The following is an 18,281-nucleotide window of genomic DNA, read 5'->3' as shown; positions in this document are numbered from 1 at the left end:
GAGGCCGACCATCGACGCACGGAGGTGGCCGGCCGCTATGGCGAACCGGAGCCCGTGGACCAGAGCCAGAAGGTCGGTCATCCGGCATCGCCGAGATGGCGACGTCGGTCGCGATGGAAAGCGAGCAGCGTCGAACCCACCACCACGAGGTGTGCGAACACGCTCCAGCCGTCCGCTTCCGCCACCTCGCGCACCGCGCCACCGTGGCTGCTCGGCGTGTTCGAGCGGCCTTCAGGATGGGCCGGAGATGTGGGAGCCGAACGGCAACATGGTGCGGACATCGGGCTCGGACTCGTCCTCGGGTGGGTGGGAGAACCGGATCGCTTCTTCGATGTCCGCCGTGGCGAGTCCGGCAAGCACGACGGCGACCGCAGCAGTGATGCTGACCGCGGCGCCGGTGAAGGTGATCAGCTCGACCTCGTCCCGCGCCTCGATCGGCTGGAGGAACCGGCCGACCCACGACGTGAGACTCAGAATCGCCAGCATCCAGAGCCAGGCCGTGGTCAGCGTCGACCGGCGGCGGAACCAGTCCTGGACCCGGACGATGCCGGAGATCGACCAGGTGGCCGTCGTGAGACAGACGAGCATGGCGAGCGAGCTGGTGCCGGGCCGGTCCGAAGTGGCCACGATCATCACCACGTTCGCGGTCGCCGCGACGCCGAACAGCGCGAGATCCCGACCCGCCGAGGTGTCCTCCGCCCCGCTCCGGCGGGACCAACGGCCGACTGCAGCTGCCCACAGCGATGCGAGCGCGAGCGAGATGGCCAACGCGCCCACGGTGAGCCGGCGCGCGAGTTCGAGTCGCTTGACATCCGGCGCAGGGATCGTTCCGTCGACGAGCTCGATCGTGACGGTGCGCGTGATCAGCCAAGCGGCCGCGGCGGCGATCGCCGCCAGCGAGAGCAGGACGAGGTATCGCACGAGCTCGAGCAGGTACAACCGCTGCACGGTCAGGCCCGGGCCAACCAACTCGCCCGGGTCGACGGGGCCGTCGAGCGAGCGGTCGGGGATCGGTTCCGCCTCGGCCGGGGGGCTGATGCCGTATCGCGCCAGTCGGTCGAGGACGGTTTCGTCGGAGTCGCGGTGCTCGCTCTCTCCGAGCCGCCGGGCGATCCGCTCCAGACGGTCGCGGGCCGGTGGCTCGACGGCTCGTCGGTCGTGGCTCCCGACGGGCTTCGCCTGTCGACGTGTGGAGTCATCGGTGGGTCGACGTGACGCTGCGGCCCGGCTGGCGAGTCGCGCGACGACGTCGAGGCGTCGGTCCGGCGGAGGCGACGGTGCTACCACGTCGACCTCAGGGTCTTCGAGGTCGGCATCGGGCGCCGACTTCGGTGGCGCCTCGGCCGCGAGGCGTAGTCGGTCGCGGATGCGGTCGGCGACCGCGTCGGCGGCAGCCTCGGCGTCGCCTGTCGAGGGGGCGGCGGTGTCGTCGGCTCGACGCTCGTCGGTCGACAGGTTGGCGGGGCCAGCGTGGGCGGTGGTTCGCTCGGCAACGGACGACTCTTGCTCGGCAACCCGTCGCTCGGCCGCGTACTCCTCCTGACGGGTCCTCAGCAGGGCCCATCTCACTTCCGGGTCCATCGGGTCGATGCCACGAAGCCGAAGTTGACGGTGTTCGTCGCGCGTGCGGAGCGCGATGGTGCGGTGCACCACCTTGGCGTCGACATCTCGCAGCAGCAGGTGCCACACGATGACATTGGTGGCGAGCGCGACCATCGCTGCTCCACCGAGTCCGATCAGTGTGTCGGCCGCGCCGAGATCCGCCTGGGTGAGCTGCCCGGGCCAGGTCCAGAGTTGCCACCACACGAGCCCGAACCCGGCCAGGTCCAAGACGAATGCGGTGCCGATCAGCACGTCGGAATCGACGCGGGAGAGCGACTTCACCAACCGTCGACACAGGGCGTACGGTCGCGCCACCGCCGCTGTGAAGATCGTGATGGCGATCACGGGGCGCACGTCGATGAGCTCGGTCGGGGCGAGCTGCAGCACGGTCGCACCGAGCACGCCCGCCCACACCATCGGCGACGCCCAGGCGCTGACACACCGCCGTCGAGGTGGCAGGCGGCTACCCAGCCGGTGCACGTTCTGCGTCAGCCGGTCGGACCAGTACCAACCGGTGACTGCGGCACCGACCGCCGCCACGATCCCGACCGCACCGACGGCCCGCACTCCGTTGCCGGCCATATCGGTGGGAGCGTTTCGTCGGACGACGACGGCGACGACCAGCAGCGCGACCGCCCACGCCCCGACAATCGTCCGGGCAGCGATCAGCGCCCGTTTCGCGCCGACCAGCGGGAGCAGCTCGGGTTCATCGTAGGGCTGCCACTCGACGCGTCGCATCGCAGCCGCTGAGGAGTCACCCGTCGCGAGGTCGAGTTGCGCCTGTTCGTCGCTGACCGCGTGCGGGTCGCGCGGCGGCAACTGAGGGGTCGCCTCGTTGCCCACCGGCCGATCCATATGGAGGACAGTACTGGCGGTCGGGAGTCGCGTCATCCCCGTCGTGCCGTGGCGAAGGGGCGTCACCCGTCGAACGTCGCGGATTGCTCGGCCGTACGACGGACCAGTTCCGCCCAGCGCGCGTATGCGGCCGATGTCAAGTGGATGCCGTCGGTCGTGTCAGCCCGACGAAGCCCGCCGGCGCCGTCGTCGAACGACGCGTGCAGATCGAGAAACTCCACGTCCCGTTCGTCGGCGAGGTGCATGATCGCGGCGTTCACCGCATCGACTGCGGCCGGGACGTCGGCGCGCGGAAGCACCGACTGCACGACGACACGTGTCGTCGGTGATCGTGTCGCCAACGCTGTCAGGATCGCGTCGAGGTGACGTACGGTCCACGACGGCGGGTGATCGTCGCGAATGTCGTTGGTTCCGGTCAGCACGAACACCATCCGCGGCTGGGCCGTAGCCAGATTCCGGGCGACGGGGACCAGCTGGGCGGTGGTGTAGCCGGAGAAGCCACGGTTGACGACCGACGGCCCCAGCAGCGACGACCAGTCGACCTGTTCGGTGATGCTGTCGCCCAGCATCACGACGCTGTTCGAGTCGAACGGGTCGTCATGATCAGGGCGCGACTGGCGTTCACGCAGCACAAGTCCTCCTACCGTCATGATCGCGACGGCGATCGCAACGATGGAGACGACGGTCCGGCGAGTCATGGTGAACCCACCCAGGGGCCGCTCCCGCGGGCGCGGCCGATGTCGCGGGAGTCGCCGAAGCGGGTCCGATAATCCGCCATGCTGCACTGTATGTCGGCCGGTCCGCCAAGGACGACGTGTCGTTGTCACTGTTCGAGTTGCTGAACAGCCGGGTCCGTCAGACGGTCCCGCACCACCTGACGGTTGGTACACATCGCCATCGGGCCAGCCCGTCGCCGACCCGAGCCCTTGGTGCCTCCGAGATCGGCCGTCCTGATTCAATCGTCCCGTGATGGCGAGGGCCGGCTGGAGCCGAGCGCCACTGTGCACCGCGGTGGTCGACACGCCCGGCGACGAGACACAGTTGACCTGAACCTGGGCCGTGGCGGCTGGCCGGCGGGCGATCTGGTTGACCCACATGACGACGAGCGCCGGCGGTGGATCATGGCGTCGGACGGCCGCCGGTGACTGCGATCGTCTCGCCGGTGATGTAGGTCGATGCGTCCGAGGCCAGGAACACGAAGGTCGGCGCCAGCTCGGCCGGCTGACCGGGGCGGCCGAGCGGTGTGTCCTCACCGAACCCCTTGACCCGGTCGGGCGGCATCGTGGCGGGAATCAGCGGTGTCCACACCGGGCCCGGGGCGACCGCGTTGACGCGGATGCCGCGATCGGCCAGCTGGACGCCCAACGCGCGCGTGAGGTTGACGATGGCCGCCTTCGTGCACGCGTAGTCGACGAGGTCGGGCGACGGGTCGTAGGCCTGGATCGACGCGGTGTTGATCACCGTCGACCCGGGCGGCATGTGGTCGAGCGCGGCCTGCGTGAGCCACACGGTCGCGAACACGTTGGTGCGGAACGTGCGCTCGAGTTGCTCGGCGCTGAGCGAGACGAACCCGTCGGTGAGCGCACACTGGTAGGCGGCGTTGTTCACCAGGATGTCGAGTCGTCCGAACCGCTCGACCGTCCGGTCGACGACCATACGACAGGCCTCGTGCTCACGTAGATCGGCGGCGATCGTCAGCGCCGAGCGACCCGCAGCGTCGACGAGCCGTGCCACCTCGGCGGCGTCTTCGGCCTCGCCTGGCAGGTGGACGACCACGACGTCGGCGCCTTCCCGGGCGAAGGCGATCGTGGTGGCCCGCCCGATCCCCGAGTCGCCACCGGTGATGATCGCCACCCGATCGGTCAGGCGACCGGCACCCTCGTACGTGTCCTCGCCGTGGTCGGGTGCAGGTTCCAGCTGGGCGCTCGTGCCGGGGTGGTCGATCGACTGGGCAGGTGGCCCGCCCTGTCCTTCGCGCGGATCGGTCGTGTCGTCCGGAACGGTTGTCTCGTCGTTCATGCCGATGGAGTACCCCACTGCGCCGGCACCGAATCCGAGGTCGACGGGGTCACGATCGAGCGGTCCAGCGCTGGTGCGGTGCCGGCCGGCACGCGGCCGATGCGGCGTCGGTGATGAGTGGGGACGTCGTCTTTCACCCGGTCGTACCTGTCGCCGCCGAGCGGGGGCGGGGCTCCGGGCCATCGTCGGAGGGGTTTCGGCACGATGGCCGCCGGAGACATTCGTGCCATGGAAGTCGTCCGGTTGTACACCGTCGTGCTCGACGACGAGGCCGACGCGCACGATCTCGACCTCACCGATCTGGGGGAGGGCACCGCGCTCGCTGCTCGTCACCTCCTCGTGACCTCGTCGTTGACCCAGTCGCGGCTCTACCACGAGATCAAGTGGCGGCTGCCGGCCGACACGGCGCTGTTCGTGGGCGAACTCGCCATCACGCCGAAGATGAAGGGTCAGGCGCCGGGTTCGGTGGCCTGGGTGCGCGAGGTCGTCGAACTGAACGGGTTGTTCGAGACCGACTGACTCAGGTCGCGAGCGACACCGCCAGCAACCGGTGCGCCCGCCGGAGCCGCCGGTGCACCATGGTCTGGGAGATCGCGAGGTGCTCACCGATCTCTCGCTGGGTCAGACCCCCGACGTACGTCATCCGCACGATCGAGCGTTCGAGATCGGGCAGGAGTTCGATCATCGACTCGAACGACTCCGCCACGTCGACGACATCCATGCCGAGGTGATGGCTCGCGGGTTCGCTGAACCGGGCCGCGCTGCACCGGATCGCGTCGTCGACGCGTCCGATGGTCCATCCCGTCGCATCGGCCAGGTCCGATCGGTCGGGCGTGCGGGCGAGTCGCACCGTCAGGTCGTCCGCCACCTGTCGAAGCCGGAGAGCGTCCTCCTGGCGCCGACGTCCGACACGGACCGCCCACCCGGCGCAACGCAGGAACTTCTTGATCTCGCCGGAGATCGTGACGGCCGCGAAGCCTTCGAACGCGCCACGAGCCGGGTCGAATCGCGTCGCTGCGCTCCACAGCGCGATGTCGGCGACCTGACCGATGTCGGCCGCGTGTGGCGTCGTCGCGTACCGCCGTGCGATCGAGCTCGCCAGGTCGCGGTGTTGCTCGAACAGCTCTTCGGCGCAGCGCCTCGGAGTCCGTCGATCGGAGTCGGAGGTGAGTGTCACGCCGGGTCGGTTACCCAACCGTCGACGGAACTACGCCGCCCGGTCGCGTTTCACCCGATGGGGTGAGCGGACCCGACGGTCAGCCCGCCAGCGGTCGGTCGCCCAGACGGTCCCGGCCGGCCGGGTACAGCGTCGCCAGCGCGTGGGCGAACCCGGTCGGCACCCGTCCCGCCCGGCGTCCGCTGGTGTCGACCACGATCGATGCGTCGGCGACCGGTTCGACACCGCGCTGTCGGAGACGGCTCCAGAGGTCGCGGTCGTCGGCCGGCCCGACATCACGGAATCCACCGACGCTCCGGTAGGCGTCGAGTCGGACACCGAGGTTGGCCGCGTGGGCGTGCGGGTGGCGACCGTCGGCCATGAGCGTCGAGCCGTAGTCGCAACGCCAACGGTCACGGAAATCGTCGGCCTCGCCGTCATCGAACAGATCGACGATCCCGGCGACCGCCATGGTGCCCGCTTCGGCATGACGGAGATACCGGCGGATCCAGTCGGGGCGGACACGTGAGTCGGCGTCGGTCGACAGCAACCACGTAGCCGCAGGGTCCTCCCAGCCGTCGGTGAGCGCCCGGATTCCGATGTGGCGTGCGGTTCCCACCCCGCCTCGCGTCGCGGAGACCAACCCGGCGCGGGTTACACGCTGCCGGATGACGTCGAGGGCGCGCTCCGCTTCGACTCGGGTCGCGTCGGTGCTGCCGTGGTCGACGACCATGACCGACACGTCGACGCGGTGGACGACCGCCGCGGCCGCTTCGCCGATCGCGACGATCGCGTCGGCGACGCGACCGGCTTCGTCGCGAGCGGGCAGCACGATCCCGACGCGCCGGATCGTCGGGGGGTGGGTTCGACGCTGGGGAATGGGCACGCCTTCGACTACCCACTTCCGGTCGACTTGACGCAGGCGCTTCAACCCGACCGGGACGGGGTAGAGCCTGTGCATGACGGAGTGCGCCGACCCGCTCGCCCCGGGGTGGTCCGACGCGATCGCACGGGCCCGACCGTGGACCCCACCGGGCGGTCGCTACCTCGTGGTGGCACCACACCCCGACGACGAAGCGCTCATGTTCGGCGGTCACCTCGCGCGCCTCGCAGGCCGAACCGACCCGGTGCACGTGATCGCGGTCACCGACGGCGGCGCCGCCTACCCCGACGTCGCCGACGGCGAAAGGCTGGGCGCGCTCCGGCGCACCGAGCAGGCCGACGCGCTCGGTGCGCTGGGACTGCTCGGTGCTCCGCTGACGCGCCTCGGTCTGCCCGACGGCGAAGTCGCGAATCGCGAACCCGACCTGGGGGCGGCCATCGCCACCGCGATCGCACGCCACGCGATCGACGTGGTGCTGGCCCCGTGGAGCCACGACCACCACACCGACCACGAGGCGTGCGGCCGAGCGGCCGCACGCGCCGCCGGCGCGGTGCCCCGGCCGGTGACCGTCGTGTCGGGCCTGTTCTGGTCGATGCTGCGCGACCGGGCAGGTGCACACGTCGAGTTGCGATCGCTCGCCCTGACCGCCGACGAGCGCGCCCGCAAACGAGCCGCCATCGCATCGCACCGCAGCCAGGTCACGGCAGAGGTCGCCGACGATCCCGTGCTGGGTGAGGTCGAACTCGCAATCGCCAACTGGCCGAGCGAGTACGTGATCGTCGGGGAGTCGGACGGGGTGGCGGTGTGACCGCACGTGGTGACCTCGTGGCCGCCGTGCGCTCGCTGCCGACCAGCCGGGTACCCGGCGACGGCGCGACCGGTGTTCGGTGGCTCGCGCTGTTCGACCTCGCCGCGGCGGGCGACGTGAGTGGAGCCCGGCTCTGCGAAGCGCACCTCGACGCGACCGCGATCCTCGCCGAGGCCGGGCACGCGCCGCGCCCGGGTGCGCTGTACGGCGTGTGGGCGTCGGTCCGGCCCGACGGCCGCGACGTCGAACTCGTCGACGGCTCCCTGCGCGGGGTCAAGTCGTTCGCCTCGGGTGTCGGGCTCGTCGACCGCGCACTGATCGAGGTGATGTGCGACGGGCGACGGCAACTCGTCGATGCCGCCGTCGCCGTCGACCCCGTGGGAGATCGGTGGCACTCCGACGACGGGCGTCGCACGGCGACGATCGACTGGCACAACCAGGGCCTCGTCGCGACCAACACGGGCACGGTGTGTTTCGACGCCGCCGACGACGTCGAGACGGTCGGTCCGCCGGACTGGTATCTCGAACGCCCGGGGTTCTGGCACGGTGCGTGCGGCCCAGCGGCCTGCTGGGGCGGGGGAGCGGCCGGCCTCATGTCCGAGCGGACGAGTGGCGGCGATCCCCACCGGCTCGCGGCTGCCGGAGCGATCGAAGCCGACGTCTGGTCGATGCGGGCACTGCTCCGGCAAGCCGGCGACGAGGCCGACCGAACGCCCGACGATCTCGACGCCGCGCGGTGGCGCGCGCGTGCCCTGCGACACGCGATCCACGAACTCGCCACCGGTGTCGTCGACACGTTCATGCGGGCATACGGGCCCCGACCCATGGTCGAGCACGGCGGTGCCGGCCGGCGCATCGCCGACGTCCAGCTGTACCTCCGGCAGCATCACGGTCGCGCCGATCTCGAAGCCCTGGCGGCCGGCACGTGAGCACGCCGGACGGCACACGGTTGCACCACGACACCGAGTACTTCCGCGACATGTACGACGGCGACGACGATCCGTGGGGCTTCGACCGTCGGTGGTACGAGCGCCGGAAGTACGCCCTGTCACTCGCAGCGCTGCCCGAGCCGAGGTACGCGTGCGCGTTCGAGCCCGGCTGCGCCAACGGTGCCCTCACGGAACTGCTGGCACCCCGTTGCGGCCGCCTCGTCGCGACCGACCTCGTCCCCGAGGTCGCCGAACGGGCGCGTCGTCGTCTCGTCGGTCAGCCGCACGTGACGGTCGACTGTGCGGCATTTCCTGCCTGGTGGCCGGACGAGCCGATCGACCTCCTCGTCCTGTCGGAGATCGCCTACTACCTCAGTGAGCCAGGGCGCGAGGTCGCGGGTGCGGAGCTGCGGCGCCGTGTCGCTCCCGGTGGCGACGTGCTCGCGGTTCACTACACCGGCGAGACCGACTACCCGATGCGGGGGTGTGAGGTCGCGTCCTGGCTGGACCGCGTCCCCGGGCTCGCCCGCGTGGTCACGTACCTCGACGACTCGTTCGAGCTCGGGGTGTGGCGCCGGACCTGAGTGGATGCATCACCGCGGACACCTTTGGGTAAATCCGTTCGGACACGCAGACACGACACACCCACGACACCGGAGGTCACCATGGCACGAACAGGTTCGAAGGCCCGAAGCGGCGAGCAGGGCGACGGCGGCGCGACGCACCAGGTCGTCGGCGAGGCCGGGGACGGCACCCGACTCACCACCCAGCAGGGCGTTCCGATCTCGGACGACCAGAACACGTTGACGGCCGGCCCGCGCGGACCACAGCTGCTCGAGGACTTCGTGATGCGGGAGAAGATCTTCCACTTCGACCACGAACGGATTCCCGAGCGGGTCGTTCACGCCCGCGGATTCGGTGCCAAGGGCTACTTCGAGACGTACGAGTCGCTCGCCGACGTCACGCGGGCTGACCTGTTCCAGCGGCCCGGAGAGCGCACCGACGTGTTCGTCCGGTTCTCGACCGTGGCGGGCAACAAGGGCTCGTTCGACCTTGCGCGCGACGTGCGCGGCTTCGCGGTCAAGTTCTACACGCAGGAAGGCAACTGGGATCTCGTCGGCAACAACATCCCGGTCTTCTTCATCCAGGACGCGATGAAGTTCCCCGACCTGATCCACGCTGCCAAGCCGGAACCCGATCGGGGCTTCCCGCAGGCACAGACCGCGCACGACAACTTCTGGGACTTCATCGGCCTGATGCCGGAGTCGATGCACATGGTCATGTGGATCATGTCCGACCGGGCGATCCCGCGCTCGTTCCGATTCATGGAGGGCTTCGGCGTCCACTCGTTCAGGTTCGTGAACGAGGCGGGTGAGAGCACCTATGTGAAGTTCCACTGGAAGCCGAAGCAGGGCCTCCAGTCGGTCGTCTGGAACGAGGCCGTCAAGATCAACGGTGCCGACCCCGACTTCCACCGCCGCGATCTCTGGAACGCGATCCAGCAGGGCGATCACCCCGAGTGGGAACTCGGCGTCCAGCTCTTCGACGACGACTTCGCCGACTCGTTCGACTTCGACATCCTCGACGCCACGAAGATCATCCCCGAAGAGTTGGTGCCGGTGCGTCCGATCGGACGAATGGTGCTCGACCGGACGGTCGACAACTTCTTCGCCGAGACCGAGCAGGTCGCGTTCTGCACCCAGAACGTCGTGCCGGGCATCGACTTCACGAACGACCCGCTGTTGCAGGGTCGCAACTTCTCGTACCTCGACACGCAGCTCAAGCGGTTGGGTTCGCCGAACTTCACCCACCTCCCCGTCAACGCGCCCCGGTGCCCGATGGCTCACTTCCAGCAGGACGGGCACATGGCCATGAAGAACCCGGTCGGTCGCGCCAACTACGAGCCGAACTCGTGGGGCGATCAGGGCGGGCCGCGCGAGGATCCCGAGGGCGGCTACCGGTCGCACGCCTCGGCGGTCGAGGGCGACCAGCGCCGTCTCCGCCCCGACTCGTTCGCCGACCACTTCAGTCAGGCCCGGCAGTTCTACGTGAGCCAAACCCCCGTCGAGCAGCAGCACCTCCAGGACGCCCTCGTGTTCGAGCTGTCGAAGGTCGAGGTCCCGGCGATCCGGGAGCGTGTCGTCGGCCAGCTCCGCAACATCGACGACGACCTCGCGGCCGGTGTCGCCGTCGGCCTCGGCATCGACGTGCCCGAGCGGATCGCGCCGGCGGCGCAGCCGATGACCGACCTGCCCGAATCGCCGGCGCTGAGCATCATCCGGAACGGACCGGAGTCGTTCGCCGGTCGCCGAGTCGGCGCCCTCGTGACCGACGGGGCCGACGCGAAGACGTTGCGGGCGCTGCGACGGGCGCTGAAGTCAGAGGGCGCGCAGCTGATGCTCGTCGGACCGACGCGAGAGGGCGTGACCGACAGCGACGGCAACCAACTCGTGATCGACGAACAGGTCGACGGTGGACCGTCGGTGCTGTTCGACGCGGTCGCGATCGTCCTCACCGAAGACGGTGCCGCGACGATGGCGGCGACCCCGACCGCCCGCGACTTCGTCGCCGACGCACACGCCCACGCGAAATTCGTGGCGTGCGGACCCAACGCCGATCCGCTGCTCGAGGCGGCCGGTCTCGACGAGTCGATGCGGGACGATGGCTACCTCGCGCTCGGTTCCACGAAGAAGTCGGCCGAGGCGTTCGTGGCAGCGTGTCGCGATCTTCGCCGGTGGGCCCGGGAGCTGCCGGCGCAGGACGACGCCTCATGAGCACCGAGCGCGACGATCTGCTCTCGACGTACCTCGAGGACCACCGGGCCGGCGCGGCCGGTGGTGTCTCGCTGGCTCGGCGGCTCGCCGATCGCTACGGCGACGAGCCCGACTTCGCATCGCTCGTCTCGCTCGCCGACGAGATCGACGACGACCGGCGCGCCCTCGACATCGTCCGCGAGGGCGTGGGGGCCGACGGCGGCTGCGTCAAGCGACTGGGCGCCGTCGTCGGCGAGCGGCTCGCCCGTCTGAAGCTGAACGGCAACCTCGTCCGACCCAGCCCGCTCTCGCGGGTGGTGGAGCTGGAAGCGTTGATCGCCGGTGTGGTCGGCAAGCAGCTCGGTTGGCGGTCGTTGCGGACGTACGCCGGGAGCCAACGGCTCGCCGGTGTCGATCTGGCCGAGCTCGACAGTCGCGCGGACGCTCAGGTCGCGGAGCTCCAGCGCCTCCATCGGCTCGCCACATCGATCGCGTTCGTCGGCGGCGAAGAATCCGACGGATCATGTGCATCGAATGCGGCGAAAGCGGGTACCTGATCGCCATGAGCAACCTGGCAGACAACGACATCACCCGCAACGGCCCGACGGAGGACGACGAGAACCTCGACGCCCCCGGCGAGCACTCGAAGGACACCGGCGACGAAGCCGACGGACCGACGGAAGACGACGAGAACCTCGACGCCCCCGGCGAGCACTCGAAGGACACCGGCGACGAAGCCTGACCAGGTGAGCACCCTCGCCGCCCTCGTGGGCGACGTCGACCGCTTCGGCCGTGAAGTGTGGGGGACGCAACCGTTGCGCACGGGTGATGCCGATCTCGCATCGCCCGTTCCCCTCACGCTCGCCGATGTCGATCGCATCATCACCTCGTCGGCGAGGGTGCCCGCCATCCGTCTCGTCCGCGGCGGTCGACGCGTCCCGTCGGCGGACTTCTGTTCACCGACCCGGATCGGCAGTACGACGCTGCGCGACGTCGCCGACGCAGCGAAGGTGCTCGACGAGTACCGACGGGGAGCGACGATCGTGTTGCAGTCGCTGCAACGCACTTGGTCGCCCATGTCGACATGGTGCGCCGAACTCGAAGCGGAGATCGGTTGGCCGGTGCAGTGCAACGCCTACCTGACCCCACCGGGAACCAGCGGTCTCCGCCGTCATGCCGACGGCCACGACGTGTTCGTCGTGCAGACCCACGGGTCGAAACACTGGGACGTCGACGGTCTCGGCGAGTTCGAACTGCGCGTCGGTGAGGTGCTCTATCTGCCCGCCGGTGTGCACCACGACGCCTCGACCCACGACCGACCTTCGCTCCACGTCACCGTGGGCGTCCACCGGCCCGGCCCGTCACGCCTGGTGCGGGCAGCGCTCGACCGGCTGGAGGTCACCGCGCCGCCGGTGCCGATCGGTCGGTCGGCACCGTTGTCGACCACGCTGTCGGCCGCGCTCGACGGCGTCCGCCGAGCGCTGGCGGACGTCGACGCCGATGAGGTCGAGCGTGCCGTCCGCCGCCCGGCCCGGCGCGACCCCGGCGGGATCATCGAGCGCGCCGTCACCAGGGGACCGATCGACGAACACACCGGGATCGAACTGGTCGCGGCGTCGGATCCGATCGTCGAGCAGGCCGGTGAGCGGGTGCGGTGTCGGTGGAACGGTGGCTCGCTGACGATGCCCGGCTTCGTCGCCCCGGCACTGGTCGCGATCGCCGACAGCGACGGCCCGGACGGTGACCGACTGGAGGTCGGTGACCTGCCGGGGCTCGATACCGACGACCGGCTCGTACTCGTCCGCCGACTGGCCGACGAGGGCCTGATCGTCCTGACGACCTGAGATCGGCCGGCGTCGCGACCGGCCGCCACCCGACGATCCGGTACCGTCGCCCGCCAGGGCACGACATCCGGCGAACCAGGAGACAACGCACCATGGCGACGAACCCGACAGTGACCGACGAAGCGGCCCCGACGCCGTTCCATCGCCTCGACCAGTTCGTCGCGATCCCGCGACTCTCGGGACTCGCACTGTCGGTCGGGGGCAGCCGACTGGTCACCTCGGTCGCGACGCTCGACGCCGACGGCAAGAAGTTCCAGACAGCGCTGTGGGAGCTGGACACCACAGGCTCCGGTGAGGCGCGGCGCCTGACGCGAAGTGCCCCCGGCGAGGCGTCTCCGGTGTTCGCCCCCGACGGTTCGCTGCTGTTCCTGTCGAAGCGTCCCGATCCCGACGCCGGGGCCGATGCCAAGGACCCGAAGCCGGCCCTCTGGAGCCTGCCGGCGGAGGGCGGCGAGGCCCGCCTGGTCGTCTCGCGTGCGGCAGGACTCGACGGTGTCGCCGTCGCCGCCGACACGGGGGAGGTCGTGGTGTCGGCCTCGATCGCGCCGACGAGCGACGACCTGGCCGCCGACACCGAGTTGCGCGACGCCCGGGAGCAGGCCGGGGTCAGCGCCGTCCTCCACGAGAACTATCCGGTGCGTTACTGGGACCACGACCTCGGCTCGTCGGTGCCACACGCGTTCTGGGTCGGCGATCTGCCCGGCGACACCGCGGTCGACGAGGCTTCGTGGCGCGACCTGACGCCCGATGCGGGCGTGCCGCATGGCGTGGGGGAGTCGGTCGTGCTGTCGCCCTCCGGTCGCCTGTTGGCCTACCCGCAGCGTGTGCCCGATGGCCCGGCGGGTTGGCGGAGTCGGCTCGTGGTCGTCGACACGGGCACGTCCGAGCTCCGTGTGCTCGGCGATGCCGATGACGCGTCGATGGAGGCACCGGCGTTCTCGCCCGACTCCTCGCGGATCGTCTTCGTCCGTCAGCAGCAGTCGACGCACGACGAACCGCCGGACCAGACGCTCGTGGTCGTCGATCTCGCTACGGGTGACGCCGACGAGCTGACGCCCGGCTTCGATCGTTGGCCCGACAGTCCGCAGTTCGACGCCGCCGGCACGGCCGTCTACTTCGTGGCCGACGACGACGGGCACCGGCCGATCTTCCGGGTGGTCCCCGGGGAGACGCCGGTTCGCCTGACCGCCGAAGGGGCCTACAGCGACCTGCAGGTGGCCGCCGACGGATCGGCGATCTACGCCCTCCGATCGACGGTCGACACGCCTCCGGAACCGGTCCGGCTCGACCCGAGCGCGGCGGGTCAGGTCCCCACGGTGCTGCCGCACCCCGGAGCGATCACGTCGGTGCCCGGCACCTTCCGTTCGGTCGACGCCGAGGCCGCCGACGGCGCGCGGGTGCAGTCGTGGCTCGTGCTTCCCGACGGTGCCTCGGCGGAGTCGCCGGCGCCGTTGGTCCTGTGGATCCACGGCGGGCCGCTCATGAGTTGGAACGCGTGGTCATGGCGCTGGTGTCCGTGGAATCTGGCTGCCCAGGGCTACGCGGTCCTGATGCCCAACCCCGGACTGTCGCAGGGTTTCGGCCAGGACTTCGTCCGTCGCGGTTGGGGCGCGTGGGGCAACGAGCCGTTCACCGACCTGATGGCCGCCGTCGACGCGGCGGTCGAGTTGCCCGAGATCGACGCGTCCCGTACGGCGGCGATGGGCGGTTCGTTCGGTGGGTACATGGCGAACTGGGTGGCGACGCAGACCGACCGGTTCCGGGCGATCGTCACGCACGCGAGCCTGTGGCATCTCGACGGCTTCGTGGGGAGCACCGACGCGTCGTTCTACTGGGAGAAGGAGTTCGGACACCCGTTGAACGAGCCCGAGCGCTACGAGGCGAACTCGCCGCACCGGTACGCCGATGCGATCGTCACCCCGATGCTGGTGATCCACGGCGACAAGGACTACCGGGTGCCGATCGGGGAGGGCCTGCGGCTCTGGTACGACCTGCAGAAGCGTGAGGTGCCGTCGAAGTTCCTCTACTTCCCCGACGAGAACCACTGGGTGCTGGCGCCCGGCAACGCGCGCATCTGGTACGACACCGTGCTCGCGTTTCTCGCCGAGCACGTGCTCGACGAGGAGTGGCGGCGACCCGAGCTGCTCTGAGACGGCGTGGTCCGGCCGCTGGTCGGCCCGCCCGTCAGCCGGGGAGCACGACGTCGCCGACGTCGATGTGGCCCGACGACGCCACGGTCGCGCCGACGCCGAGCTGGTTGTTCCGCTCGCGGATGATCGTCTTCAGCACACCGAGATCACGTTCGATGCCCGGCTGCGGTCGGGACACCATCACGCACCGTTCGATCGGTTTGCGGATCGACAGCGTGCTCGTGCCGACCGTGATCAACCCGTCGAGTTGGTCCTCGCCGTCGCCGTCGAGCGTCAGGTTCATGCGGAAGCGGCGCCCGTCCCAGTCGCGCAGGGTCGCCCGCGTCACGAACGAGATCGTCGAGCGGCCGTCGTGGAACGTGGTCCCGGCGCTCTGCCAACTCATCCAGTCGGTCTCGGTGTCGACGTCGACGGGGTTCTCGAACGTGGCCGGTCCGTCGGCGGCCGAACGGATCTCGACCGGTCGTCCCAGCCACGCGGACAGATCGTCGTCGCTCGACACGTCGTCGTCGGTCTCGGTCCGGATGTCGGGACGGCCGCCGACGACCTTCGCCGACAGGAACAGCAGCGACGGTTCGCGTCGGGCCGTGAGCACCATGCCGGTCGCCGGGTCGTACACGCCCCACGCCCGGTCGAACTCGAGCCCTCGCTCGTCGACGTCGCAGCCGGTCAGCGATTCCCCACCCATCGATTTGACCGGATAGCGCCAGATCTCCCGCACGTGCATGAACGGACGTTATTCGACGGTGCGGCCGCTCTGACGGCACCGTTCCGCGTCGATGTTGCGCGATCCGGCTTCGTCTGGCAGAATCTGGGTCATGCGCGCCGACTTCCGTGCCCTCGTAGTACTCATCGACTAGCGCACCCGGTTTCCCTCGCCGCGTGCGCCCCGACCTCCCGACACGGGAGGTCGTTTCATTTTTCCGGACCCTTCGTCAGACTCAACCCCACCCGCCCACAGGAGAAACACCATGACAACGACGACGATGACAGGAGCGCAGGCCCTGATCAGAGCGCTCGAGTTGGAACAGGTCGACGTGATGTTCGGCATGCCAGGTGGCTGCATCATGCCCGTGTACGACCCGCTGCTCGAGTCGTCGATCCGGCACGTGCTCGTCCGTCACGAGCAGGGCGCCGGCCACATGGCCGAGGGGTATGCCCACGTCACCGGGCGACCCGGCGTGGCGATCGTCACCTCGGGCCCCGCTGCCACGAACCTCGTGACCCCGCTGATGGACGCTTACATGGACTCGATCCCGATGGTTGCGATCACCGGCCAGGTCGGCACGGCCGCGATCGGCACCGACGCCTTCCAGGAGTGCGACACCGTCGGAATCACCCGTTCGTGCACGAAGCACAACGAGCTCGTGATGAGCGCCGACGACATCCCGATGGCGGTCCGTCAGGCGTTCCACATCGCGACCACCGGTCGCCCGGGCCCGACGCTGATCGATCTGCCGAAAGACGTTCTCAACGAGGAGATGACGTGGTCGTGGCCGACCGACGACGAGGTCATCGCCGCGCTGCCGGGGTACCGGCCCAACACCAAGGGTCACCCGCGCATGATCAAGGAGGCTGCCAAGCTGATCATGCAGGCCGAGCGGCCGGTGCTCTACGTGGGTGGCGGCATGCTCAAGGCGCGAGCGGCCGACGCGCTCGCCGAGCTCGTCGAGCTGACCGGCATCCACGTCGTGACCACGCTGATGGCGCGGGGGGTCTTCCCCGACAGCCACCCGCTCAACCTCGGCATGCCCGGCATGCACGGCAACGCGGCGACGACCACCGCGATGCAGAAGAGCGACCTGCTGATCGCGCTCGGGGCCCGCTTCGACGATCGGATCACGGGCAACGTCGCGTCGTTCGCACCCGACGCCAAGGTGATCCACGTCGACATCGACCCGGCCGAGCAGGGCAAGGTCCGCAAGCCCGACGTGCCGATCGTGGGCGACTGCCGCCAGGTCACCGTGGAGATCGTCAAGCAGATCCGTGCCCTGCAGGAGTCGGGGGTCGTCCAGCCCGACACGAGCGCGTGGAAGAGCCGCATCTCGGGCTGGCAGGAGACGTTCCCGACCGTCTACGAACCGTCGGAGCCGGGCTCGGCGCTCAAGCCGCAGTTCTGCCTCGAGCAGCTGCGCGACCACGCTCCGGACGGCACGATCCTGACCGCCGGCGTCGGCCAGCACCAGATGTGGTCGTCGCTGTTCTGGAAGTTCGAAGAGCCCTATACCTGGGTCAACTCCGGGGGTCTCGGCACGATGGGCTTCTCCGTCCCCGCCGCGATCGGTGCCAAGGTCGGCCAGCCCGATCGGACCGTGTGGGCCGTCGACGGCGACGGGTGTTTCCAGATGACCGCCCAGGAGCTCGTGACCGCCACGCTCGAGAACATCCCGATCAAGGTCGCGATCCTCAACAACGGCTGGCTGGGCATGGTGCGCCAATGGCAGAACATGTTCTACGACGAGCGGTACAGCCAGACCGACCTGCACTCTGGCACCTGCCCCGACTTCGTGATGTGGGCCGAGGCGATGGGCTGTGTCGGCATCCTGGTCGAGTCACCCGAAGAGGTCGCACCCGCGATCGAGAAGGCCAACTCGATCAACGACCGGTGCGTCGTCATCGACTTCCGCACCGACCCCGACGAGAACGTCTTCCCGATGGTTCCGGCCGGTAAGTCCAACGACGAGGTCCTCGTCCATCCGACCCAGCAGCACAACCGGGAGCTCTTGACGTGACCGTCTCCGATCGCACACCGCGCCACCATCACATCCTGTCGGTCCTCGTCCAGAACCGCCCCGGCGTGCTCGCCCGCGTCGCGAGTCTGTTCGCCCGCCGCGGGTACAACATCTTCTCGCTGGCGGTCGCGCCGGCCGAGCAGGAGGGCATGAGCCGGATCACGATCGTGGTCGATCTCGAGTCGGCGCCGCTCGAGCAGATCGTCAAGCAGCTGTTCAAGTTGATCGATGTCGTGAAGATCAGCGAGCTCGACCCGCGCCGGTCCGTCGAGCGGGAATTGTTGCTCCTGACGGTGCGGGTGCAGCCCGAGGAGCGCGGCCAGGTGGTCGAACTCTCGAACATCTTCGAGGGCAAGATCCTCGCGGTCGGTGCCGACGCGCTGACGCTCAGTTTGGAGGGACACCCCGACAAGCTGGATGATTTCGAAGAGCTTCTCGGCTCGTACAACATCATCGAGTTGCAGCGCACGGGTCGTGTCGCTCTCCCCAAGCTCGACCGCACGGCGCGTCTACGCCTGGCGAACTGACCACATTTCTCACATCAAACATC

Annotated in this window: 17 protein-coding genes; 11 read left to right on the top strand and 6 right to left on the bottom strand. The window is 69.5% G+C overall.

The window, feature by feature from the left end; all coding sequences use genetic code 11:
- Positions 1–231: 231 nt before the first annotated feature.
- The 3 genes from R8G01_09070 to R8G01_09060 form a co-directional block, all read right to left on the bottom strand.
- On the bottom strand, positions 232–2,457 hold the full coding sequence (locus tag R8G01_09070) for a hypothetical protein (GenBank protein MDW3214133.1): 2,226 nt from the start codon (positions 2,455–2,457) through the stop codon (positions 232–234).
- Between the two features lie 62 nt (positions 2,458–2,519).
- Complete coding sequence (locus tag R8G01_09065; GenBank protein MDW3214132.1) at positions 2,520–3,155, bottom strand: GDSL-type esterase/lipase family protein; 636 nt, start codon at positions 3,153–3,155, stop codon at positions 2,520–2,522.
- A gap of 421 nt (positions 3,156–3,576) precedes the next feature.
- Positions 3,577–4,476 (bottom strand): glucose 1-dehydrogenase, encoded by a 900-nt coding sequence (locus R8G01_09060; GenBank protein MDW3214131.1) that lies wholly within the window; start codon positions 4,474–4,476, stop codon positions 3,577–3,579.
- Between the two features lie 228 nt (positions 4,477–4,704).
- On the opposite strand from R8G01_09060, the gene R8G01_09055 reads away from it, so the two are divergent.
- Positions 4,705–4,995 (top strand): hypothetical protein, encoded by a 291-nt coding sequence (locus tag R8G01_09055; GenBank protein ID MDW3214130.1) that lies wholly within the window; start codon positions 4,705–4,707, stop codon positions 4,993–4,995.
- Between the two features lies 1 nt (position 4,996).
- Here R8G01_09055 and R8G01_09050 read toward each other — a convergent pair whose 3' ends face one another.
- Positions 4,997–5,653, bottom strand: a complete 657-nt coding sequence (locus tag R8G01_09050; GenBank protein MDW3214129.1) for a sigma-70 family RNA polymerase sigma factor — start codon at positions 5,651–5,653, stop codon at positions 4,997–4,999.
- A 79-nt stretch (positions 5,654–5,732) separates the two neighbouring features.
- Entirely contained in the window at positions 5,733–6,518 is a 786-nt protein-coding gene (locus tag R8G01_09045) for a glycosyltransferase (GenBank protein ID MDW3214128.1), read from the bottom strand.
- 73 nt (positions 6,519–6,591) lie between these two features.
- Here R8G01_09045 and R8G01_09040 point away from each other — a divergent pair, with 73 nt between their 5' ends.
- The 8 genes from R8G01_09040 (at position 6,592) to R8G01_09005 (ending at position 14,999) form a co-directional block, all read left to right on the top strand.
- Entirely contained in the window at positions 6,592–7,323 is a 732-nt protein-coding gene (locus R8G01_09040; GenBank protein ID MDW3214127.1) for a PIG-L family deacetylase, read from the top strand.
- A complete protein-coding gene (locus tag R8G01_09035; GenBank protein ID MDW3214126.1) occupies positions 7,320–8,252 on the top strand; it encodes a hypothetical protein in 933 nt (310 codons plus the stop codon). The genes R8G01_09040 and R8G01_09035 overlap by 4 nt, the downstream gene beginning before the upstream one ends.
- Entirely contained in the window at positions 8,249–8,836 is a 588-nt protein-coding gene (locus tag R8G01_09030; GenBank protein MDW3214125.1) for an SAM-dependent methyltransferase, read from the top strand. The genes R8G01_09035 and R8G01_09030 overlap by 4 nt, the downstream gene beginning before the upstream one ends.
- A gap of 81 nt (positions 8,837–8,917) precedes the next feature.
- The gene (locus R8G01_09025; GenBank protein MDW3214124.1) at positions 8,918–11,026 is read left to right on the top strand and encodes a catalase; all 2,109 of its coding nucleotides are present in this window, start codon (positions 8,918–8,920) and stop codon (positions 11,024–11,026) included.
- On the top strand, positions 11,023–11,562 hold the full coding sequence (locus R8G01_09020) for a hypothetical protein (GenBank protein ID MDW3214123.1): 540 nt from the start codon (positions 11,023–11,025) through the stop codon (positions 11,560–11,562). Before R8G01_09025 ends, R8G01_09020 begins: the two co-directional genes overlap by 4 nt.
- Before the next feature lie 5 nt (positions 11,563–11,567).
- On the top strand, positions 11,568–11,747 hold the full coding sequence (locus tag R8G01_09015; GenBank protein MDW3214122.1) for a hypothetical protein: 180 nt from the start codon (positions 11,568–11,570) through the stop codon (positions 11,745–11,747).
- A gap of 4 nt (positions 11,748–11,751) precedes the next feature.
- The gene (locus tag R8G01_09010; GenBank protein ID MDW3214121.1) at positions 11,752–12,849 is read left to right on the top strand and encodes a cupin domain-containing protein; all 1,098 of its coding nucleotides are present in this window, start codon (positions 11,752–11,754) and stop codon (positions 12,847–12,849) included.
- A 110-nt stretch (positions 12,850–12,959) separates the two neighbouring features.
- Positions 12,960–14,999, top strand: a complete 2,040-nt coding sequence (locus tag R8G01_09005; protein ID MDW3214120.1) for a S9 family peptidase — start codon at positions 12,960–12,962, stop codon at positions 14,997–14,999.
- Positions 15,000–15,033: 34 nt separating this feature from the next.
- Here the strand turns inward: R8G01_09005 and R8G01_09000 are convergent, their stop codons facing one another.
- Complete coding sequence (locus tag R8G01_09000) at positions 15,034–15,726, bottom strand: MOSC N-terminal beta barrel domain-containing protein (protein MDW3214119.1); 693 nt, start codon at positions 15,724–15,726, stop codon at positions 15,034–15,036.
- Positions 15,727–15,916: 190 nt separating this feature from the next.
- Here R8G01_09000 and R8G01_08995 point away from each other — a divergent pair, with 190 nt between their 5' ends.
- A complete protein-coding gene (locus R8G01_08995) occupies positions 15,917–17,731 on the top strand; it encodes an acetolactate synthase large subunit (protein ID MDW3214118.1) in 1,815 nt (604 codons plus the stop codon).
- Entirely contained in the window at positions 17,728–18,258 is a 531-nt protein-coding gene (gene ilvN / locus R8G01_08990) for an acetolactate synthase small subunit (GenBank protein ID MDW3214117.1), read from the top strand. Before R8G01_08995 ends, ilvN begins: the two co-directional genes overlap by 4 nt.
- The last annotated feature ends 23 nt before the right edge of the window (positions 18,259–18,281 follow it).

This window comes from Ilumatobacteraceae bacterium, assembly GCA_033344875.1.
Classification (GTDB): Bacteria; Actinomycetota; Acidimicrobiia; order Acidimicrobiales; family Ilumatobacteraceae; genus Ilumatobacter.
The sequence above is the reverse complement of the archived record's forward strand: the minus strand, read 5'-3'. Positions and strand labels throughout refer to the sequence as shown.